Annotated in this window: 18 protein-coding genes; 8 read left to right on the forward strand and 10 right to left on the reverse strand. The window is 40.9% G+C overall.

Annotated features, from left to right (window positions below):
* Positions 1–11: 11 nt before the first annotated feature.
* The 4 genes from GM920_RS19250 (at position 12) to GM920_RS19265 (ending at position 5,252) form a co-directional block, all read left to right on the forward strand.
* Complete coding sequence (locus tag GM920_RS19250) at positions 12–1,547, forward strand: trypsin-like peptidase domain-containing protein (RefSeq protein WP_182960527.1); 1,536 nt, start codon at positions 12–14, stop codon at positions 1,545–1,547.
* 222 nt (positions 1,548–1,769) lie between these two features.
* Entirely contained in the window at positions 1,770–2,450 is a 681-nt protein-coding gene (locus GM920_RS19255) for a succinate dehydrogenase cytochrome b subunit (RefSeq protein WP_182960529.1), read from the forward strand.
* Between the two features lie 29 nt (positions 2,451–2,479).
* Positions 2,480–4,459 (forward strand): fumarate reductase/succinate dehydrogenase flavoprotein subunit, encoded by a 1,980-nt coding sequence (locus GM920_RS19260; protein ID WP_182960531.1) that lies wholly within the window; start codon positions 2,480–2,482, stop codon positions 4,457–4,459.
* Between the two features lie 22 nt (positions 4,460–4,481).
* Positions 4,482–5,252: a succinate dehydrogenase/fumarate reductase iron-sulfur subunit gene (locus tag GM920_RS19265; protein WP_182960533.1), complete on the forward strand. Its 771-nt coding sequence runs from the start codon at positions 4,482–4,484 to the stop codon at positions 5,250–5,252.
* A 90-nt stretch (positions 5,253–5,342) separates the two neighbouring features.
* Here the strand turns inward: GM920_RS19265 and GM920_RS19270 are convergent, their stop codons facing one another.
* The 4 genes from GM920_RS19270 to GM920_RS19285 form a co-directional block, all read right to left on the reverse strand.
* On the reverse strand, positions 5,343–7,319 hold the full coding sequence (locus GM920_RS19270; RefSeq protein WP_182960535.1) for a M56 family metallopeptidase: 1,977 nt from the start codon (positions 7,317–7,319) through the stop codon (positions 5,343–5,345).
* Complete coding sequence (locus GM920_RS19275) at positions 7,316–7,693, reverse strand: BlaI/MecI/CopY family transcriptional regulator (protein ID WP_182960537.1); 378 nt, start codon at positions 7,691–7,693, stop codon at positions 7,316–7,318. Before GM920_RS19275 ends, GM920_RS19270 begins: the two co-directional genes overlap by 4 nt.
* Before the next feature lie 190 nt (positions 7,694–7,883).
* The gene (locus GM920_RS19280) at positions 7,884–9,455 is read right to left on the reverse strand and encodes a M28 family metallopeptidase (protein WP_182960539.1); all 1,572 of its coding nucleotides are present in this window, start codon (positions 9,453–9,455) and stop codon (positions 7,884–7,886) included.
* A 272-nt stretch (positions 9,456–9,727) separates the two neighbouring features.
* Entirely contained in the window at positions 9,728–9,901 is a 174-nt protein-coding gene (locus GM920_RS19285; RefSeq protein ID WP_182960541.1) for a hypothetical protein, read from the reverse strand.
* Positions 9,902–10,210: 309 nt separating this feature from the next.
* Here GM920_RS19285 and GM920_RS19290 point away from each other — a divergent pair, with 309 nt between their 5' ends.
* Together GM920_RS19290 and GM920_RS19295 are read left to right on the forward strand one after the other, a co-directional pair.
* Positions 10,211–11,239, forward strand: a complete 1,029-nt coding sequence (locus GM920_RS19290) for a sensor histidine kinase (RefSeq protein WP_182960543.1) — start codon at positions 10,211–10,213, stop codon at positions 11,237–11,239.
* Positions 11,236–11,991 (forward strand): LytR/AlgR family response regulator transcription factor, encoded by a 756-nt coding sequence (locus tag GM920_RS19295; protein WP_182960545.1) that lies wholly within the window; start codon positions 11,236–11,238, stop codon positions 11,989–11,991. The genes GM920_RS19290 and GM920_RS19295 overlap by 4 nt, the downstream gene beginning before the upstream one ends.
* A 15-nt stretch (positions 11,992–12,006) precedes the next feature.
* Here GM920_RS19295 and GM920_RS19300 read toward each other — a convergent pair whose 3' ends face one another.
* From GM920_RS19300 to GM920_RS19310, 3 genes are read right to left on the reverse strand one after another with little or no spacing between them, the layout of a single operon-like run.
* Positions 12,007–12,741 carry a lysophospholipid acyltransferase family protein gene (locus tag GM920_RS19300; RefSeq protein WP_182960547.1) on the reverse strand — a complete coding sequence of 245 codons (735 nt, stop codon included), beginning with the start codon at positions 12,739–12,741 and terminating at the stop codon, positions 12,007–12,009.
* Positions 12,742–12,759: 18 nt separating this feature from the next.
* Positions 12,760–13,314, reverse strand: a complete 555-nt coding sequence (locus tag GM920_RS19305; RefSeq protein WP_182960549.1) for an NUDIX domain-containing protein — start codon at positions 13,312–13,314, stop codon at positions 12,760–12,762.
* A 14-nt stretch (positions 13,315–13,328) separates the two neighbouring features.
* Complete coding sequence (locus GM920_RS19310) at positions 13,329–15,818, reverse strand: outer membrane beta-barrel family protein (RefSeq protein ID WP_182960551.1); 2,490 nt, start codon at positions 15,816–15,818, stop codon at positions 13,329–13,331.
* A 99-nt stretch (positions 15,819–15,917) separates the two neighbouring features.
* On the opposite strand from GM920_RS19310, the gene GM920_RS19315 reads away from it, so the two are divergent.
* Positions 15,918–16,517, forward strand: a complete 600-nt coding sequence (locus GM920_RS19315; RefSeq protein WP_235964583.1) for a thioredoxin family protein — start codon at positions 15,918–15,920, stop codon at positions 16,515–16,517.
* A gap of 69 nt (positions 16,518–16,586) precedes the next feature.
* On the opposite strand, the gene GM920_RS19320 is transcribed toward GM920_RS19315, so the two are convergent.
* Complete coding sequence (locus tag GM920_RS19320) at positions 16,587–16,868, reverse strand: ATP-dependent Clp protease adaptor ClpS (protein ID WP_182960553.1); 282 nt, start codon at positions 16,866–16,868, stop codon at positions 16,587–16,589.
* Positions 16,869–16,948: 80 nt separating this feature from the next.
* Between GM920_RS19320 and GM920_RS19325 the strand changes: the two genes are divergently transcribed.
* Positions 16,949–17,995 carry a 3-oxoacyl-ACP synthase III family protein gene (locus GM920_RS19325; protein ID WP_182960555.1) on the forward strand — a complete coding sequence of 349 codons (1,047 nt, stop codon included), beginning with the start codon at positions 16,949–16,951 and terminating at the stop codon, positions 17,993–17,995.
* 22 nt (positions 17,996–18,017) lie between these two features.
* Here GM920_RS19325 and GM920_RS19330 read toward each other — a convergent pair whose 3' ends face one another.
* Together GM920_RS19330 and GM920_RS19335 are read right to left on the reverse strand one after the other, a co-directional pair.
* Positions 18,018–18,893 carry an SDR family oxidoreductase gene (locus GM920_RS19330; RefSeq protein WP_182960556.1) on the reverse strand — a complete coding sequence of 292 codons (876 nt, stop codon included), beginning with the start codon at positions 18,891–18,893 and terminating at the stop codon, positions 18,018–18,020.
* Positions 18,894–18,896: 3 nt separating this feature from the next.
* Positions 18,897–19,658, reverse strand: coding sequence for an enoyl-CoA hydratase/isomerase family protein (locus GM920_RS19335; RefSeq protein WP_182960558.1), 762 nt, complete (start codon positions 19,656–19,658; stop codon positions 18,897–18,899).
* Between the last annotated feature and the right edge of the window lie 5 nt (positions 19,659–19,663).

A 19,663-nucleotide genomic window follows, 5' to 3' on the forward strand; every position in this document is an offset into this window, starting at 1 on the left:
ATAGGAGACAAATGAAAAGAATAGGATTGATAGCATTGGCCGCATTATTTGGTGGTGCGGCTGCACTAGGTGGCTATAAATTATTAGAACGTAATCAGGATGGTAGATCATTCACTGAGCAACAAAATGTACTTTTTGCAAATAACCCTGCAAAAATTTCTTCGACGGGTGCGGTGGATTTTGTACAGGCAGCGGCGGCAGTATCACCAGGTGTAGTGCATATTAAAACTACTTATGGTGGGAAAAGTTCTGATCAATCAGCTGGTTCACCAGTAGATATGTTCGAAGAATTCTTTGGACGAGGCGGCCGTAGTATGCCACGTGCGCCTAGAGCAGCTTCAGGTTCAGGTGTGATTTTAACACCAGACGGGTATATTGTAACAAATAACCATGTGGTGGAAAATGCGGATAAAATTGAGGTGATTCTTTCCGATCGCCGTAAAGTAGTGGCGAAGGTAATTGGTACAGATCCAAATACTGACCTTGCCTTAATTAAAGTGGAAGAAACCGGCCTTCCGGTGGTGAAAATGGGTAACTCAGATAATGTGCAGATTGGTGAATGGGTATTGGCAGTAGGCTTCCCATTAGATCTTCAAACGACTGTTACTGCAGGTATTGTAAGTGCGAAAGCAAGAAGTATTGGGATTCTTTCCAGACAACAAAACCAGCTAACTGAACAAGAGTATGAAGAATACCGTAGAACTGGTAAGGCACCTTCACGTGCCAATACAAGTATTGAGTCGTTCATTCAGACTGATGCCGCAATTAATCCTGGAAACAGTGGTGGTGCTTTAGTCAATGCGAATGGAGAGTTAATTGGTATTAATGCTGCTATTGCTTCGCAAACTGGTACCAATGAAGGTTATGGTTTTGCAATTCCAGTGAACCTTGCTAAAAAGATCCTGGAAGACTTTAGAAAATATGGTACGGTGAAACGCGGTTATATAGGTGTCTCTTTCGTTCCATTAGATGCAGATGTTGCAGAACAGTTGAAAGTTAAAGACATTAATGGTCTTTATGTGAAAGATGTAATTGCAAATGGCGGTGGTGCCGCTGCGGGTATTAAAGAAGGTGATATCATTAAAAAGGTGGAAGGTCAGCCAATTTTTGACTCTCCTGATTTACAGGAAAAAATTGGCCGTATGAGCCCTGGTGATAAAATAAACTTAACCATTTTAAGAGAAGGCGCGTTGAAAGATGTTAATGTTACCTTAAAAGGGGAAAGTACTGTAAGTACACCTAAAACTGCAGCTTCAGGTAAAGCCACAGGTGCAACAATCGGTAAATTGGGTGCTACTTTTGCCCCAGCGCCAGCACAGCTGAAAGCAAAATTAGGGGCTAAATCAGGAGTAGTGGTGACTGCCATTGAGCCAGGAAAAGTATTCGATTCATTGGAGATTCCAAAAGGATTGTTAATTACTGGGATAAACGGTAGGCCAGTAAACTCAGCGAAAGATGTAGAAGCAGCATTGCCTACTTCAAAAAATGGAATGACTACCATCACTGGTGTAGGTGCCGATGGTCAAAATTATTCCTTCACTTTTTAAGAAATAAGTTTTAATAAATGATTTTAACGGGAAGCAGTTTTTACTGCTTCCCGTTTTTTTTTTTGCTTTGCAGGATGCCTTTCGGGGAGTTGAGGCGGGTTTTTAGTTAATAAAGGTTAGAATGTTTCTAAATAGGCCGATTGTCGTTTTTTTATGACAATCCTTAACCAATTAATTCTTTTATTAAATACTTTTGCATGAATAGAACTAAAATACAATCAAATGGCTAGTTTCGGAAACGCTTTTTCCTCGTCTATAGGAAAAAAACTAATAATGGGTATCACCGGCCTGTTTCTTATTTCATTTCTCGCGGTTCACTGCTTTATCAATGCTTTGATCTTTGTGAATGACGGTGGGTTAACTTTCAATCTAGGGGCACATTTCATGGCCACCAACTGGTTCATCAGAGCGATGGAAGTGGTGTTGATGGCAGGATTATTGGCACACATTATCCAGGGTCTACGTTTGGTTTTTCAGAACCAGGCAGCTCGCCCGGTAAAGTATGCGGTAGTTGATGGTGCAGCAAACAGTAAATGGTATTCCAGATCAATGGGTTTATTAGGAACCATCCTTTTAATCTTCCTGATCGTGCATTTATCTGATTTCTGGGTAGTTTCTCGTTTTACAGGAATTCCTACAGTAGATGCAAATGACCATGAGAACCTTTTTGCAGTAATGGTAGCAAGATTTCAAACTCCTTGGGTGGTAATCTTATACGTATTGGCAATGGCTTCTCTATGTTATCACTTATTACATGGATTTGCTTCAGCATTCCAGACTTTAGGTTGGAACCATAAAAAATACACGCCGCTAATAAAAGCATTTGGGGTATGGTATTCAATTATCATCTCAATCCTATTTGCGATTATGCCTGTTGCTATTTACGCAGGTTTTATTAAATAATTTTTGAACTTATATAAAGCTTAAATAAAATGGCTGAATTAAATGCAAATATACCGGAAGGCGATTTAATGGAGAAATGGACGAAATTAAAGTCCTCAATGCCATTAGTTAACCCGGCAAATAAAAGAAGCATAGAAGTTATTGTAGTAGGTTCTGGGTTGGCGGGTGCTTCTGCAGCAGCAACTCTAGCTGAAATGGGTTATAAAGTGAAGTGTTTCTGCTTCCAGGATTCACCAAGAAGAGCACACTCTATCGCTGCTCAAGGTGGTATCAATGCTGCAAAAAACTATCAGAATGATGGTGACAGTACTTACCGTCTATTCTATGATACCATTAAAGGTGGTGATTACCGTGCTCGTGAAGCTAACGTTTATCGTTTAGCAGAAGTGAGTGCAAATATTATAGATCAGTGTGTGGCACAAGGTGTGCCTTTAGCAAGAGAGTATGGTGGTCTTTTAGACAACCGTTCTTTTGGTGGTACACAGGTTCAAAGAACATTTTATGCTGCAGGTCAAACCGGTCAGCAATTGCTTTTAGGAGCATATAGCGCTTTAGAGCGTCAAATTGGTATGGGTAAAGTGGAAATGTTTACCCGCCATGAAATGATGGATGTTGTAGTGATCGATGGTAAAGCACGCGGTATCATTGCCCGTAACTTAATCACCGGTGAACTGGAACGCCATTTCGGTCATGCCGTATTGCTAGGTAGTGGTGGTTACGGTAACGTATTCTACCTTTCTACAAATGCAATGGGTAGTAACGTTACAGCAGCCTGGAAAGCACACAAAAAAGGTGCATTCTTCGGTAACCCTTGCTACACACAAATTCACCCTACTTGTATCCCTGTTTCAGGAGATCATCAAAGTAAATTAACCCTGATGTCTGAGTCATTACGTAATGATGGAAGAATCTGGGTGCCTAAGAAAAAAGGTGATGATCGTTCTCCAATTGATATTCCAGAAGAAGAAAGAGATTATTATTTAGAGCGTAGATACCCTGCTTTCGGTAACCTTGTACCTCGTGATGTGGCCTCCCGTGCTGCAAAAGAACGTTGTGATGCAGGTTATGGTGTAGGTAAATCTAAATTGGCCGTGTATCTGGATTTCAAAGCAAATACAGAGCGTTACGGTCGTATTGAAGCTAATAAACACAATATCCATAATCCTGATAAAGAAACTTGCATGCGCTTAGGCCGTGAGGTGATCAAGGAAAAATATGGTAACCTGTTTGATATGTACAAGCAAATCACCGGAGAGGATCCTTATGAGTTGCCAATGCGTATTTATCCTGCTGTTCACTATACTATGGGTGGACTATGGGTAGATTACAACTTGATGACTACAGTACCAGGATTGTATGCTATGGGTGAAGCTAATTTCTCAGATCATGGTGCAAACCGTTTGGGTGCTTCTGCATTGATGCAAGGTCTTGCAGATGGTTACTTTGTGATCCCGCTTACTATTGGTGCTTACTTATCTAAAGAGATTGCGACCAAAGCAATTCCATTGGATCACCCTGCATTTGTGGAAGCTGAGGCTAGTGTGAAAAGCATTGTCGATAAGTTTTTCGCAATTAAAGGGACTAAATCTGTAGATCATTTCCATAAAAAATTAGGAAAGATCATGTGGGATAAATGTGGTATGGCCCGTAATGCTAAAGGATTAACGGAAGCAATTGCTGAGATTCAGCAGTTACGTAAAGACTTCTGGTCAGATGTACGTGTTCCAGGTGAAGCCAATGAATTCAATCCTGAATTAGAGAAAGCTGGTCGTGTGGCCGACTTTATCGAGTTGGGTGAGTTGATGTGTATAGATGCCTTGAACAGAAATGAATCTTGTGGTGGTCACTTCAGAGAAGAGTACCAGACAGAAGAAGGTGAAGCACTCCGTGATGATGAAAACTATGCTTATGTATCCGCATGGGAATACAAAGGAGATGTGACTTTCAACCTGCATAAAGAGGAATTGAAGTTCGAAAACATCAAGGTTGCACAAAGAAGTTATAAATAGCAAGTACTAAAATCTCAATATCATGAGTACAGGAAATATGAATTTAACGCTGAAAATCTGGCGTCAGAAGAGTAGCAAAACCAATGGTAAATTGGTGGATTATAAGTTGTCAGAGATTTCTCCTGATATGTCTTTCTTAGAAATGTTTGACGTGTTGAACGAGGAATTGATTTCAAAAGGTGATGAGCCAGTTGTTTTTGATCACGACTGTAGAGAAGGTATCTGTGGTGCCTGCTCGATGTACATCAACGGCCGTCCACACGGACCAAAAGAAGGCGTAACAACTTGTCAGTTGCACATGCGTTCATTTAAGGATGGAGATACAATCGTTGTTGAACCATGGAGAGCGAAGGCTTTTCCGGTAATCAAAGATTTAACGGTAGATCGTACTGCATTTGACCGCGTTATCGCAGCCGGTGGATTTATTTCAGTGAATACAGGGAACGCACAGGATGCAAACAACTTGCCGATTCCAAAAGTACAGGCGGATTCAGCTTTCGAAGCTGCAGCATGTATCGGATGTGGTGCTTGTGTGGCAACTTGTAAAAATGCTTCTGCCATGTTATTCGTTTCTGCAAAGATCTCTCAGTTGGCGCAATTACCTCAGGGACAGCCAGAACGTTACCGTAGGGTGCAAAGTATGGTGGCACAAATGGATGCAGAAGGTTTCGGTAACTGTACCAATACTGGTGCTTGTGAGGCGGAATGCCCTAAAGGAATTTCTTTAGAGAATATTGCACGCATGAATAGAGACTTTTTATCATCAAAATTTGTATCTGAAGAATCTATTTAATAGCTTTAAATAACGAGACAAGGATATTTAACACGAAAGCCCGGCTATTACAGCTGGGCTTTCGTGTTTAAAAGGGGGGATACTCGGGTATTAATCTGTGTTTGTCTGGAAGTCTAATTTTGTAGTTTTTTTGTTGGTGATCAGGATTACACCATTGACAGCCTCTGGCCCATATAATTTAATGGAGGCATCGTTTTTAAGTATAACCAGAGACTCAATATTGTTCTTATTGAGATCCGCTAGTTTTTGATAACTTCTTTTTCCGTTAATATATAATAAGGGTTGTTTTTGAGAATCAAGACCTAATTTCGCTAAATTCGACCTAAGGTCATTAACATCGGTTTCTTTTATCATGCCTGTTTTTGGAGCAGGAGGCGATAGTGTGAAATTGATCGGAATATTGTACTTTACTCGGACTGCCTTGTTGTCCTGGATTCCCGGAATCCATTTTGGAGATTCTCTCAATACTCTCACCGCTTCCTCATCTGTCCCACTACCAAGCTTTCTTTCCACTTTAATGTCAACTAATGAACCGTCTTTTTCTACGATAAAGGAAAGGAAAACTTTACCTTGTACGTTATTGGTCACTGCTTCTTTAGGGTATTTTACCGTTGAACTTAAATAATGATAGAAAGCCTCCATGCTTCCAGGAAAGCTAGGCTGCTGATCAATGGAAACAAAATCATACACTTTAGTATCATTTGGGTCGTTGCCGACTTTGCTCATGTTAGTTGTTTTCCTCGGATGCGACATTGCTTGTTTGCCACCACCGGTGCCAAAGCCGTAGATGGTAATAGGGGCTAAGCGGGTATAGCCTTTAACAGCAGTTAATGTTAAGTTTTTTATAGGACTGGTACTTCCTTCCAATCTGAATTGTACAGGTAGGGTGTAATTACCATCCTGAGCAGCAGTATAGCCCTCATAGGAAACCAGTACTCTCATCACTTCAGCATCACATATGGCACCTAATTTATTTAGGATACTGATGTTGCTGATCTCAGCATCTTTTATGGTAAATTTAATCAGGTTGTTCCCTTGAATATTTTCCTTTTGTGCTTCGTATGGATAACGTGTCTTCATTCTGAAGAACTTATAAAATTTTTGCCATGCCGGATCTTTTGGGTCAATGGTTGTTTTTTTGAGGTTCGTACTAGCCGTTAAGGGTATTGAAATCACTTCTTCAACAGCAGCCAGAGGCTCATTCAATGGAATCTCTTTGGTGACTGAAATGATGGTTTCATTACTGCGTATGGTCGCAGAAGAAAGCATCAGTGTGATGGCAAAAAGAGGGAGAAATAATCCATATTTCAAAATTGCCGTTCTGGTTGACCGTTGTTTGTGTAACATAAATATCCGTTTTTTTAACAGTGATTTATTAAAAAAAGTGTTGGTCAGATTATTCGGTGCTATCTTGAATGCTTTGCTCAACAAGAGTAGCGCGTATTCTTCTTTGTCTCCCTGGAATTTGGCAGCTTCCTCATCTGCCAGGTATTCATGGGTGTTTTTAATAGCGGATTTGTAGCTATAAATGATGGGATTAAACCAGGTGAATATGCTCAGCAATTCAAAAAACAAGATATCTAGACTGTGTAGCTGGCGGATATGAATCTCCTCATGTCGATTGATCGTGTCTAAATCCGGAAGCGTAGGGTCTATTCTTTTCTTAGTTAAGAAAGAAAATGCATTTCCGGTAGTTTTACGCTTTAATAAGCGCGATACTGTGGCCAATTTATAAAGAAATAGGAGGGTAAAAACCATTATACCTGCGATATAAACCAATACCAGCAAATTCCCCGTGCTGAACCTTTCAGGTGCATCTGGACTGACACTCACTTGTGTTACCAATTCTTGTAACTGATCCACCCCACTATAAATAGGCTGGGCAACAGGTTGCTTAGTGAACCATTCAATTCGTAAAAAAGGAATGGCTAGTGACAAGATCCCTGACAGGATCAAGTAAACCCTGTTCATGCTGAAGTAAGTCTCATTTGCTAGAAACAGTTTATAAAAGCCAAAGAATATCACTAAATAGATATTGGCTTGCAGGATATAATGTGCCCAACTCATCTCGGTCTGTTTTTAATATTGTTGATCATTTTAAGAATTTCGTCCACATCGCTTAAGTCTAGTTTCTCTTCTTTGACAAAGAAAGAAAACATGCTTTCCACTGAATTTTCAAAGTAGTTTCCCAATAGCTTTTCTGTTGCATGGCGTTTGTAGTCCTCTCTACTGATGAGTGGAAAATATTGGTGTGATTTTCCGAAGGCCTCATGCCCAATAAAACCTTTCACCTCAAGAATCCGGATGATCGTAGATACGGTGTTATAGGCGGGCTTTGGCTCAGGCAAAAAGTCCATTACTTCTTTCACGAAACCCTTTTCAATCTGCCACAGAATTTGCATAATCTGTTCTTCTGCTTTTGTTAAATCTTTAATCTCCATCGTGTTTGTTTTTTTACCGGTGTTTTAATGAGTTGAAGGATCATGTCTGCTCGTCAACAGACACTTTAATCTAACAACCTTATTATAAACTTAAAACTAATATTTTAGTTTTCATAATGTTTGTAGGTATTTTTTTCGTGTAAAACAAAGAAACCCCCATCATGGAGGTTTCTTTGTAGTTTATAGGCATTTATTTTTTTGGAGCTTCCGGTGCTTTAGGAAGTTCTTTTCTTGGAATTTGGTCTTTCCGCTCTGCAGTATGGGCCACAAAGGTAGCGACTATAGTCGCTGCTCTTTTTAAATCTTCTTCAGCCAGGCGGTCAAAGGTGTCCTGGTTACTGTGATGAGTTCGGGTATTGTAATCCATCGGGTCCTGAATAAATTGGAACCCTGGAATGCCTAGGGCATCAAAAGCAAGGTGATCTGTACCTCCCGTATTGCTAAGGGTAACTGTGGTTGCACCCAGATCTTGGAAAGGACTCAGCCATTCCTTAAAAATAGGGGCAGCTGCGGTATTTCCCTGCGCATAAATTCCGCGGATAGCACCGGTTCCATTGTCCAGGTTATAATAAGCGCTGATCTTTTTCTGGTCTTTTGTAAGTACCATCGTTTTGGGATCACCAAAATGTTTGGCTACATATCCCCTGGATCCGAATAGTCCTTGTTCTTCAGAACTCCATAGTGCGATCCTGATGGTGCGTTTCGGTTTGAAGTCAATGGTTTTTAAGATGCGCATGGCTTCCATCATCACTGCGGCACCAGCGGCATTATCAGTAGCACCAGTTGCCGAATGCCAGGAATCATAGTGTCCACCAATCATCACTACTTCTTCTTTTAGCTTTCTATCTGTACCTGGAATTTCTGCAATGACGTTATATCCTTGTGGATCCTGATCGTAAAATGAGGTCCTGATATCCGCTTCCATTTCTACTTTCTGTCCGGCACGTAATAAGCGTAATATGTGTAGGTAATCTTCTGCGGAGATTTCCAGTTCAGGCGAAACAGGTGTTGCATTCAGCGCATAAGGAGCGCCATTACTGGTAAAGAAAGTGCCATAGCTTCCTCTGGCATAAGAAAGGATCATGCCTACTTGCTCATCTTTCATGAAACTAGCCATAGCAGCTCGTGTGGCTCTCATTTTCATCATCTGGGCCATCATGTTGTTGGCGGCTCCGGCTCGCGGAGAACGCTGCCCTTGAGGTTGTATTTCTGCTTCCGCCATTTTGTTTAAGGTGGAGTCGCTATAGCGAACTACATCCGGTTTGTAGGACGGTGCTAATGGTTGCAGAGTGACCTGATCAAACAGCACAATCTTGCCTGCTAGTTTTCCTTTATAAGGAGCAAGGTCAGTAATCGTATCCGCTTTGATCAAAATAACTTCCGACTTAATCGGTCCTTTGGTGCTCGGTGTCCAGGCTTTAGGTGCACCAATAATCGCATGGTAATAAGGCAAGGTGGTGGCCGCATAATATTTATCGATTTGCCAGCCTCTTCCAAATTCTCCCCAGGCTTCCAGGTGGACATTTTTTAACCCCCAAGACGTGAATTGTTGTACTGCCCAGTCTTGCGCGCGCTTTAAGCCAGGTGAGTTGGATAGTCTTGGTCCTGCCACATCAGTAATCTGAAAGGCAATGTCCATGATTTTTGAATTTTCAAGGCCTTCCTGCCGAATCTTTTGAAGCGTGGGTTGATCTGCTTTTTCCTGTGCAAAGAGGGAGATGCTCAGGCTGATGGCCATTGCGGTTAAGGTCAGTTTTTTCATATAGTTAATTTGGTTCTTTTTCAATGAATACCTGAATTTACAGCAAAAGGGAATGGCTTGTAGCATCTTCGCCAAATTATTACACGGAAGCAGTTTGGGACTGTTTATGGATTTCAATCCAAGACTCGCTGAGATGCAGCTTTGGAATGGCCTGTAAATAGAAATGGCGGTACAAGACCACCATTCTCTAATTATTAACTAAAACTAAAAACTATATTTTCTCCTCTAGAAGGGCTATGGCATAGCTCACCTTGAAAAGCTTTGGAAATTCTTTATTTTAAAGAAATGCTGCTTACTTGAGCAATTCCTTTTACGGAAGTACTAGCTTTAGTCGCAATTTCTTCATCTTGTGCATGACTGATGCTAGTGGCAATAGTCAAAACCATCATCATGAACACAGGTACCAATAACAATAAGAACGGTGATACATTTGCTAATCTTTTCATGATGTTTGTATTTATAGATGCAGTTTTCATAATCGTTTCGTTTTGATGAAACAAATAGAACAATTTTTAAAATGCTGCTAAAATCTTTTAGACCAAGCACAAATTATCCTAGATAAACGCCTGTTTAGGCTAGTTTTGTGATTGATTGCCCCTTTTCCCGATTTGGTAGAAAAAAAATGCCCGTTCGTCGAAAGCCAATGCCTAAAACAGTTGGAAAAATTTACTTTAGGCCTATAAGTTAAGGCCTGTGGAAATTCGGGACGAAGGAAATGAACCGGACTTTATACTTTAGATCACAAAAATATTTCAATGAAAAACAAAGGCCCTCTTATTGTCCACCTGATTTTTTGGTCGTTTATCTTGTTCCTTCTCGTTTTAGGTGTGCTTTTTAATAAAGAACCTCAAACCATCTATACGGTAGCCGTTAATTATGGATATTCCGGATTAATCAATATCTCCATCTTTTATATCAATTATACACTGTTGATTCCTTTACTGGTTAAAGAGCAACGGAAGTATGGCCTTTATATGGGCGCAATCTTACTGCTCATTGTAGTGATGAGTGCAATTAAAACAGTACTCGCAAGTTTAAACGCGGATATTGTTTTAATGATGACCTATCATGGTAAAAAGGAGTTTATGGCCTTGGGTAAATATGCATTGGGTGCTATTTTTACTTCTGGCTTCTTTGTGGTGGTCAGCTCCTTGCTTAAATTCGGAATTGACTGGTTTGGTAATGAACGCATCCAAAGAGATCTGGAATCTGAGAAGAAAGAGATGGAACTTCAATTCTTGAAGTCACAATTAAATCCACATTTTCTATTCAACTCCCTGAATAACATTTATTCGCTGGCTTATCAGAAATCAGATAAAACGGCAGATGCGATATTAAAACTTTCCGAGATCATGCGCTACATGATTTATGAAAGTAATGATAGTTGGGTGTCCCTAAGCAAAGAAATAGAATACCTGCACAGTTATATAGAATTACAGAAACTGAGATTCAGGGATGGCGCTTCTGTGCAATTTCAGCTCAATGGAGAGATTGATGATCAACAGATTGTCCCCCTTATTCTAATCTCTTTTGTAGAGAACGCCTTCAAGCATGGTGTCGCCAATGACCCTAAAGATCCCATTAAAATCAACATCATTGCCAATCAAAAGATCCTTCATTTCAGTATCACCAATAAGAAAAACCAACATAATAAAGATGAGGTGGGAGGCGTAGGCCTGAACAATGTAGAACGTAGGTTACAATTGTTATATCCTGACAGATATAAATTAAATATTGTAAATTCGGCTACCCATTACACGAGTGAATTAATGCTAGATTTATGACAAAATTAAGATGTATTGCGGTCGATGATGAACCATTGGCGCTAGATATAATAGAAGATTATGTGTCAAAAGTACCATTCTTAGAATTGGTAAAAAGAACAGAAAATGCAATTGAGGCCTTACAATTAGTACAGGCAGGTGGGATCGATTTGGTATTTCTTGACATTCAAATGCCTGAGCTTACAGGAATCCAGTTCCTCAAAATTGCGAATGGTAAATCTAATTATATCCTGACTACCGCTTACTCTCAATACGCTTTGGAAAGTTATGACCTCAATGTTTCTGATTACTTGTTAAAACCAATTGCCTTCGATAGGTTCTATAAGGCCGTTGAAAAGGTGCACAATCAGCAGCAGAAGAGCTTGGAGCAAATTCCTCCAGCACCAGTTGTTGCAACGCCAGTTGTGGCCGCAGCGCCAACTGCGCATCCGGTACAGGACTTTATCTTTGTGAAAACAGAGCATAAAATTCAGAAAATCCAGCTGGATGATATTCTTTACATCGAGGGCTTAAAGGATTATATTTCCATCTATACAAAGGCGGAAAGGGTAATTACACTGCAAAACATGAAGAAGATGGAAGAAACCTTGCCTAACAATCAGTTCATCAGGGTACATAAATCTTACATCATTTCTCTGGATAAAATTGAAAGTATTGAACGCAGTAGGATCACCATTTTCGGGAAGGTAATCCCAATAGGAGATACGTATCGCGATGAATTTTTCAAGCGGATCGACAATAAAAATATTTAAAATTATAAGGAAAGGTTATTGGCCTAATTTTAGGCGAATGGCCTTTTCTGCTTCTTGAGTCACCTCCTCTGGATTTTTACCAGCAGGATCAATCGGTGTCAAAACCGTCCATCGGATTTTTTCCCCAAAGCTTAATGGATAACTTCCATATTGTACCAGTTTCCAGGAATTTTCAATAGCAATAGGCACAATCAGCGCATTGGGTACTTTTTTAAGCAAAGTGGCAATACCACCGACATGAAAGGGTTTTAACTTTCCATCCTTTGAACGTGTGCCCTCTGGAAAGATCATGGCCGACCAGTTATTTTCCTTCATGCGCTGCCCCAGCTTAATGATTTCTCCAACGGCTTGTTTGCTGTCTTTACGGTTGATATTAGCACCACCACCATGCTTCAGGTTAAAGGAGATCGAAGGGATGCCCTTGGTTAGCTCAATCTTAGAGATAAACTTGACATGGTGTTTCCTTAAAAACCAGATCAGACCAGGGATGTCATACATACTCTGGTGATTCGCAATAAAAATAATTGGACGATCAGTTGGCAGCTCCTGGTGGTTGATAAACGTCACCGAAGCGCCCATAAAAAGGTCGCAATAGGTGAGACAGAAATTCAACGCATCTACTGATGCTTTATGTGCTTTGTAGCCAAACAGATGGAAACAGATCCATTGTATGGGTTGAAACACCAATAGACTGAGTAGAAATAGTATATAAAATATCGGGCTGAAAATATATCCTAAGAATTTATTCATAGAGGGCTAGATGTATCTTTAAATTTGGTTTTCCTGAAGTATGATATTGGTTTTTAGGATGGCAGCGACGCTCATGCTATCGGTGATTTCACCGTTAAGAACCATTTGATAGGCTGCTTTGAAAGGGAGTTTTCGGAGCTGAAGTTGCTCGGTCTCTTCGGGTTCTGCTTCACCCATACTCAGTCCGCGTGCAATATAGATGATGGCCAGCTCATCGCTCACAGAGTTCGATAAATGCATGCGCTGGATTTCCTCCCACTCGGTCGCAATGATGCCTGTTTCTTCAGCCAGCTCACGTTTTGCGCTATCTAAGGGGTCGGCATCCAGTGGGCCTCCACCTTCAGGAATTTCCCAGCTATAGGCTTTCATAGGAAAGCGATATTGGCCAACAAGCCAGGTGTTCAATTCTTCATCTAAAGGAAGGATTCCTATGGCATAGTTCTTAAAATGTACTTCGCCATATATTCCTTTGCCTCCTGATGGATTGAGCACCTGGTGTTCTGTTAATCCGATCCAGTTATTTTCATAGACCTTACGGCTTTCCAGAATGGTCCAGGGATTGTTTTCTTCCATGGACGCAAATATACTTAAAATGACTCTTCATCGGAACGCATTTCCGATTGGTCAGGTTTTTTGGTTTTCTTAGACTTGAAATCTGTTTTTCCAAATCGGTAAGAGAAAGTTAAACTACCCATTCTTCCTTGCATGAAACGCTCGAAATCAACCACTGAGCTCGCGGTACTCGTGGTCATGCTCCAGGCACGGGTATTGAAAAGGTCTCTTACATTTAAACTTAAAGAAGCCTTGTTGCTCAGGTCGTATTTTGCACCGGCATCCACGCCATACATGGCATTTCTGGTACCTTGAGCCATCACCTGGCGCGCACGGTAATCTCCTTTTACCTGTAAGGTAACCTTGTAAGGTAAGACGAAGTTATTGGTTAAATTGGCATTCCAAGTGAATCCTGAATTCTCAATAATCCCAAATGAAGGAGCACCGGATACTTTACTCTGGTATAAATTGGCATTAGCCGTAAAATTCCAGGCCTTAACTACATCCACACGGCCAATTAATTCTAATCCACTGGCTACTTCCTTAGATAAGTTTTCTGGTGTAGTGATGGTAATTCCGTCTTGATTAGGCTCAGTTCTGATTCTCTGAATCACATCATTCGTCTGACGCAGATAAGCAGTTGTAATAAAGGTCACCTTTGGCCAGAATTTACTATAGCTCAATTCAAAGGCGTGGACATCCTCTGGTTTAAGATTCGGGTTTCCCTGACGGTAGTTTAAAGGATCTGAAACATCCAGGAAGGGATTGGTATCCCAACCTCTAGGTCTGTTTACCCTTCTGCTATAACTCAGTTGTACCTGTTGTTCTTTTGCTAACTTCTGTGTTAAGAATACACTTGGGTATAATCGTGTATAGGCTACTTTCCCAGGGACATAACTCAGCTGACCAGCGTTGTTAAATACACCTAAACGCGTGTCTAATGTGGCATCTTCCGCTCTTAATCCTACCTGATAACCGAAGTTTTTAACGGTATTCTGGTAGTTGGCATAAAGCGCATGAACCTGATCGTTACTGTTGAAATCATTGGTTAGATCTAGATTTGGACGGTATTCCCCAGCGTTATTGTCGAACATTTCAGAGAAAGTACTGTTCTCCGCTATGCGGATCTGACTGCGATACCCAGCTTCCAATTTCCCGGTTTTACCAACAGGAAGGCTGTAATCTGTTTGGAAGTTGTAATTTCTGTTGATTCCACTTCCATCGTTATGAATCAGTTCAGGAAGTTGATCTACCGGAGTACCACCGATATTGTAAATGTCTGTATTGTAGATTTGTAAATTGTCATTATTTCCCTCAGAGAAACTTACATTAAAAGTCAGTTCTTCTTTTGGTTTTTTAAACTTGTGGCTAAAATCAAGGTTCAGATCATAACTGCCGCCAGATCCAAGATTTGAATTTGTTCTTCTGCTCAGTTGTAATGGCTGATATTGCTTGTTTAACTCGTTGATGGTTAGGAACTCATTTCTGTCATTGTCTCTCAGGTTAAAGCCCGCAGTGAAACTGATCACATCTTTATCGGTAAGTGTGTAATCTATTCCTGCCTTCGCATTGTGTCCTTTATCTAAGGATTTAGAGTTCGTATTCTGATTGGCAAAGGCTGTACGGAAAGCAGTGTCCAGGTATTTGATATTGTTAAAACCACCACCAAGTCGGTTGCCATAGCGATAGCTATAATTTGCGTAAACGTTCACCTTGCTATTTTGAAAACTTAAACTGGTGCTCGCATTATAGTTGTCGCGGTTTCCAGCAGTTAAAGCCAGGTTTCCGTTTAGACCTAGTTTCTTGTTTTTCTTTAACACAATGTTGATAATACCTGATTGGCCTTCCGCATCGTATTTTGCAGATGGATTGGTAATCAGCTCCACGCTTTCAATGGAACTCGCCGGAATAGATTGCAGGATTTGTGCTACGTTTCCACCAGCAATCAGGGAAGGTTTTCCATCAATCAGTACTTTTACCCCTGTAGATCCTCTTAAGCTCACATTTCCGTCCATATCTGACTGTACAGAAGGGACATTTTGTAAAAGATCTGCAGCCGAGCCACCTTCACTAACTAAACTTTGGTCTACAGCGAAAATCTTTTTATCGACACCCAGTTGGATAGTGCTTTTTGGTGCAGTAATGGTCACTTCATTCAAGGCAGTTCCTTTAGAAGCATTCATCCTGATCGTGCCCAGGTTGATGTCTTTGATGGTCGCATTGATGGAGATGGAATCGCGGACCATCGTTTGGTAACCTACATAGCTTAGCTTAAAAGTGTAAACTCCTTTAGGTAAGCTTACCAGGGATAAATTCCCATTGATATCTGTTTGTGCTCCTTTAACCAGGGCCTTAGTTTTTCTGTTGAGGATAACGGCTGTAGCAAATGGAATGGTTTCATTGGTCTTTGCATCGACCACTTTCGCAGTGATCTTTCCGTCTCCGGTAGTTTGGGCATTAAGTTTTACAGTTGTAATACAAATGGCAAGGGTTAAAAATAGTACTTTGTGTAACGAATTCTTCATCTGAACTTTCTCTCTTAGTTTTGGTTTTGTTTAGGATGGACAAAGAAAAGGTGCGGAAGTTTAAAAAAGGAGTCGTAACTATTTTATTACAGCTATAACATGATGAATTACAGTAATATTTTTGATAATGAAGGAATCAGCTATGCTGATTACCGCGAATTGGTAAATGAACTGCTGTCGCAAAAGAAAACAACTGGTGAAGACCATAGTGATGCCATGTTGCATTATACGAAGATGAATGTGCAAAGAATGAATAGGGTAGATAAAACGGTGACGTTAAACCCTGATTTATTGGAAAGTCTGAAAAATCTGAAAAAGCAATATCGTTTTCTGGTAATTTCTGAAGGATGGTGTGGCGATGCTGCACAGATTGTTCCGGTTTTCAATAAGGTGGCAACCGCCTTCCCGGAAAAAATAAGCCTTAAATTTGTTTTAAGAGATCAGAATTTACCATTAATAGATGCACACCTCACTAATGGTGGCCGTGCAATTCCCGTATTGTTGGTTTTAGATGAGGCCGGACAGGTGCTTTATAAATGGGGACCGCGACCGAAAGTCCTCCAATCCCTCTTGGCAGAGTGGAAGAAAGAAAGTACAGATATGATGCTCATTGCAGAGCAACTTCATGGCTGGTATGCCAAAGATAAGACGCAAAGCACACAAGAGGAGCTGAGTGCCCTGATTCAACAGTTGGATTAAATAATATGGATTCCCATAAGCCTTAAAATATGGATGGAATCAATCTATAAAAGAAGAAATTAGGGAGGTTTAGTCGACAGTAACGGTTAAACCTTCTTGTTGTAAGATCTTACGGTAAACTTCCATTTCCGTAAAGGAACCTTCTAATACCGCACATTTTCCTTTGTTGTGCACTTCCAATGCAATTTTTTCCGCCTGGTTTTCTGAATAATCCAGGTATTTCATCATGCAATAAATAACATGGTCGAATGTGTTGATATCATCATTCCAAAGGATTAACCGATGCACGGTTTTTAACGAGGTTAGGATCTCTTCTAATGTAAAGGTTTCTTCTTTTGTTTCTGTTGACATCTTACAAAAATAAGCTAATTTCAAAATAATGTTGTAGTTAAAGTTTATTTTGCATAAAATTTGTATTAAATCCAAATATCATGCATCGTTCAAAAATCGCCGGAATAGGTTATTACGTGCCTAAGAATGTTTATACCAATGATGATTTGTCCCGTTTCATGGATACAAATGATACCTGGATACAGGAACGGACAGGAATAAAAGAACGTAGATTTGCAGATCGCCTGGAAGAAACCACCACTACAATGGGGGTAGAAGCCGCGAAAATTGCCATCGAACGCGCAGGAACTACTGCACAAGACATTGACTTTGTCATTTTCGCGACGCTTAGTCCAGATTATTATTTCCCGGGATGCGGTGTGTTACTGCAGCGTGAAATGAAAATGAAGGAAATTGGTGCTTTAGATGTGAGAAATCAATGCTCGGGATTTGTCTATGCCCTCTCCATCGCCGATCAATTCATCAAAACTGGGATGTACAAGAATATTCTGGTGGTCGGTAGTGAAAAACATTCCTTTGCCATGGATTTCGAAACCCGCAGTAGGAATGTATCCGTGATCTTTGGTGACGGCGCAGGAGCAGTGGTACTACAGCCTGCTACAAAAGACGGTCAAGGGATTATGAGTACACATTTACATAGTGATGGGGCAGATGCAGAAATTTTGGCGATGTATTACCCTGGTGCCAGTGCCAACAAATGGCTGAAAGATAAACCAGGATACCCGGATCAAGAACTCGGCGGTTTATTTATGACGACTGAACAGCTGGAAAGCGGTGCTGCCCTTCCCTATATGGATGGCCCTGCAGTATTTAAGAAGGCAGTAGTGAAGTTTCCAGAAGTGATTAAGGAAGCATTAGAGGCAAACCATTTAACACCAGCAGACCTGGATATGCTAATTCCTCATCAGGCAAATTTAAGGATCAGTCAATATGTACAGCAGTTATTGGGACTGAGCGACGATAAAGTATTCAATAACATTCAAAAATATGGGAATACCACCGCGGCTTCTGTGCCGATTGCTTTGTGTGAAGCATGGGAGGCGGGGAAAATTAAAGAAGGCGACCTGGTATGCCTGGCCGCCTTTGGATCAGGTTTTACCTGGGCCAGTGCTTTAATCAGATGGTAATTTATAATATACTGCTAAGGGATTAACTTCCTTTAGCAGATTTTGTCATTTGGGCAAACATATCCCACATGTCATCAGGAATGGCTTCTAAGCCATTAAACTGACCAGCACCTTGCAACCATTCTCCACCATCAATACTGATGACTTCTCCGTTGATATATCCCGCGAAGTCACTAATTAGAAAGGCAGCCAGATTGGCCAATTCCTGATGTTCTCCAACACGTTTCAAAGGTACCCTGTTTTTAAAGTCGAATTTTTCTGCCAAATCCCCCGGTAATAGGCGTTCCCAAGCTCCTTTTGTAGGAAAAGGTCCTGGAGCAATGGCATTGGTGCGAATGCCATATTTGCCCCATTCTACGGCTAGGGATCGTGTCATAGCCAATACACCGCCCTTCGCACAAGCAGAAGGAACCACATAAGCAGAGCCAGTAAAGGCATAAGTTGTGACAATGTTTAATACATTCGCACTTTGTTTTTCCTTAATCCAGTGCTTGCCAAAGGCAAGTGTACAGTTCACCGAACCTTTCAATACAATGTCAATTACTGTAGAAAAAGCATTGGCTGAAAGTCGTTCCGTAGGAGAGATGAAGTTTCCAGCAGCGTTATTCAATAGTACATCAACACGGCCAAAAGTTTTCAAGGTTTCGGCGAGCACATGTTCTACTTGTTCATATTCACGGACATCACAAGCCACGGCCAATACCTTACCTCCGGTCTCTTTTTCCATTTCGGCAGCTGTCTTTTCCAGGACATCAGCTTTTCTACTGGTGATCACCAGATTGGCCCCGAGTGTTAGAAAATAGGTTCCCATCGCTTTTCCAAGGCCGGTTCCGCCACCGGTGATGACAATTGTTTTTCCTTTTAAGGCATCATCTCTTAACATAGGTTGGTTGTACATGAGCTATTTTTTTTGAAGGTTATCAATGATGGTTTTCAATATGTTTCTGGTGGTTGGTGCCCACCATTGTTTCAACATAATGGCCAACGCTTCTGTTTGATTTGCTCGGGTTGCGGCAATCAGGTCTTTTCTGATGTTCAGCTTGCTTTGCTCCCAGGTATTTCTTTCCATAGCCATGTATTTTCTAATCTTACGTTCCGCTGCCGTCAGAATACTTTCAGGATTGATCAATTCATCAACAAGGCCGATTTTTAGGGCTTCTTCCGGACTGAATAATTTTCCTTCCAGCAAGCTCCGCGTTGCATGTGCAGTGCCAATCCAAAATGAATACAGACTGAAAATGCTACCAGGAACAATAATGCCTACCGGAACTTCATTGAGTCCGATAATTGCCTTTCCTTCAGACATAATTCTATAATCACACGCCAGTGCAATTACGCAACCTCCAGCCGGACTATGACCATTAATTGCAGCAACCAGCGGTTTACGGAAAGCCGTGATGTTAGCCGTAAAGTCAAGAAAAAGATGCCAGAAAGATTCCGCTTCCTCCTCCGAATATCCGTAAAGCTCAATTAAGTCCAATCCGGCAGAAAAAAAGTTTTCTTTTCCAGTGATGATGACCCCTGCAATATTCGGATCCATAGAAATGCTGTTCATCATGTCATTCAGTTCCGTGATCATCTCCCGGTTTAATGCATTCGATCTTCCACGGTCTAAAGTAATTAGGGCTAAATGGTCTTTTATAGTGACTTTTATCGTATTCATATTTT

The sequence above is a fragment of the Pedobacter gandavensis genome (genome assembly GCF_014172405.1).
GTDB lineage: Bacteria > Bacteroidota > Bacteroidia > Sphingobacteriales > Sphingobacteriaceae > Pedobacter > Pedobacter gandavensis.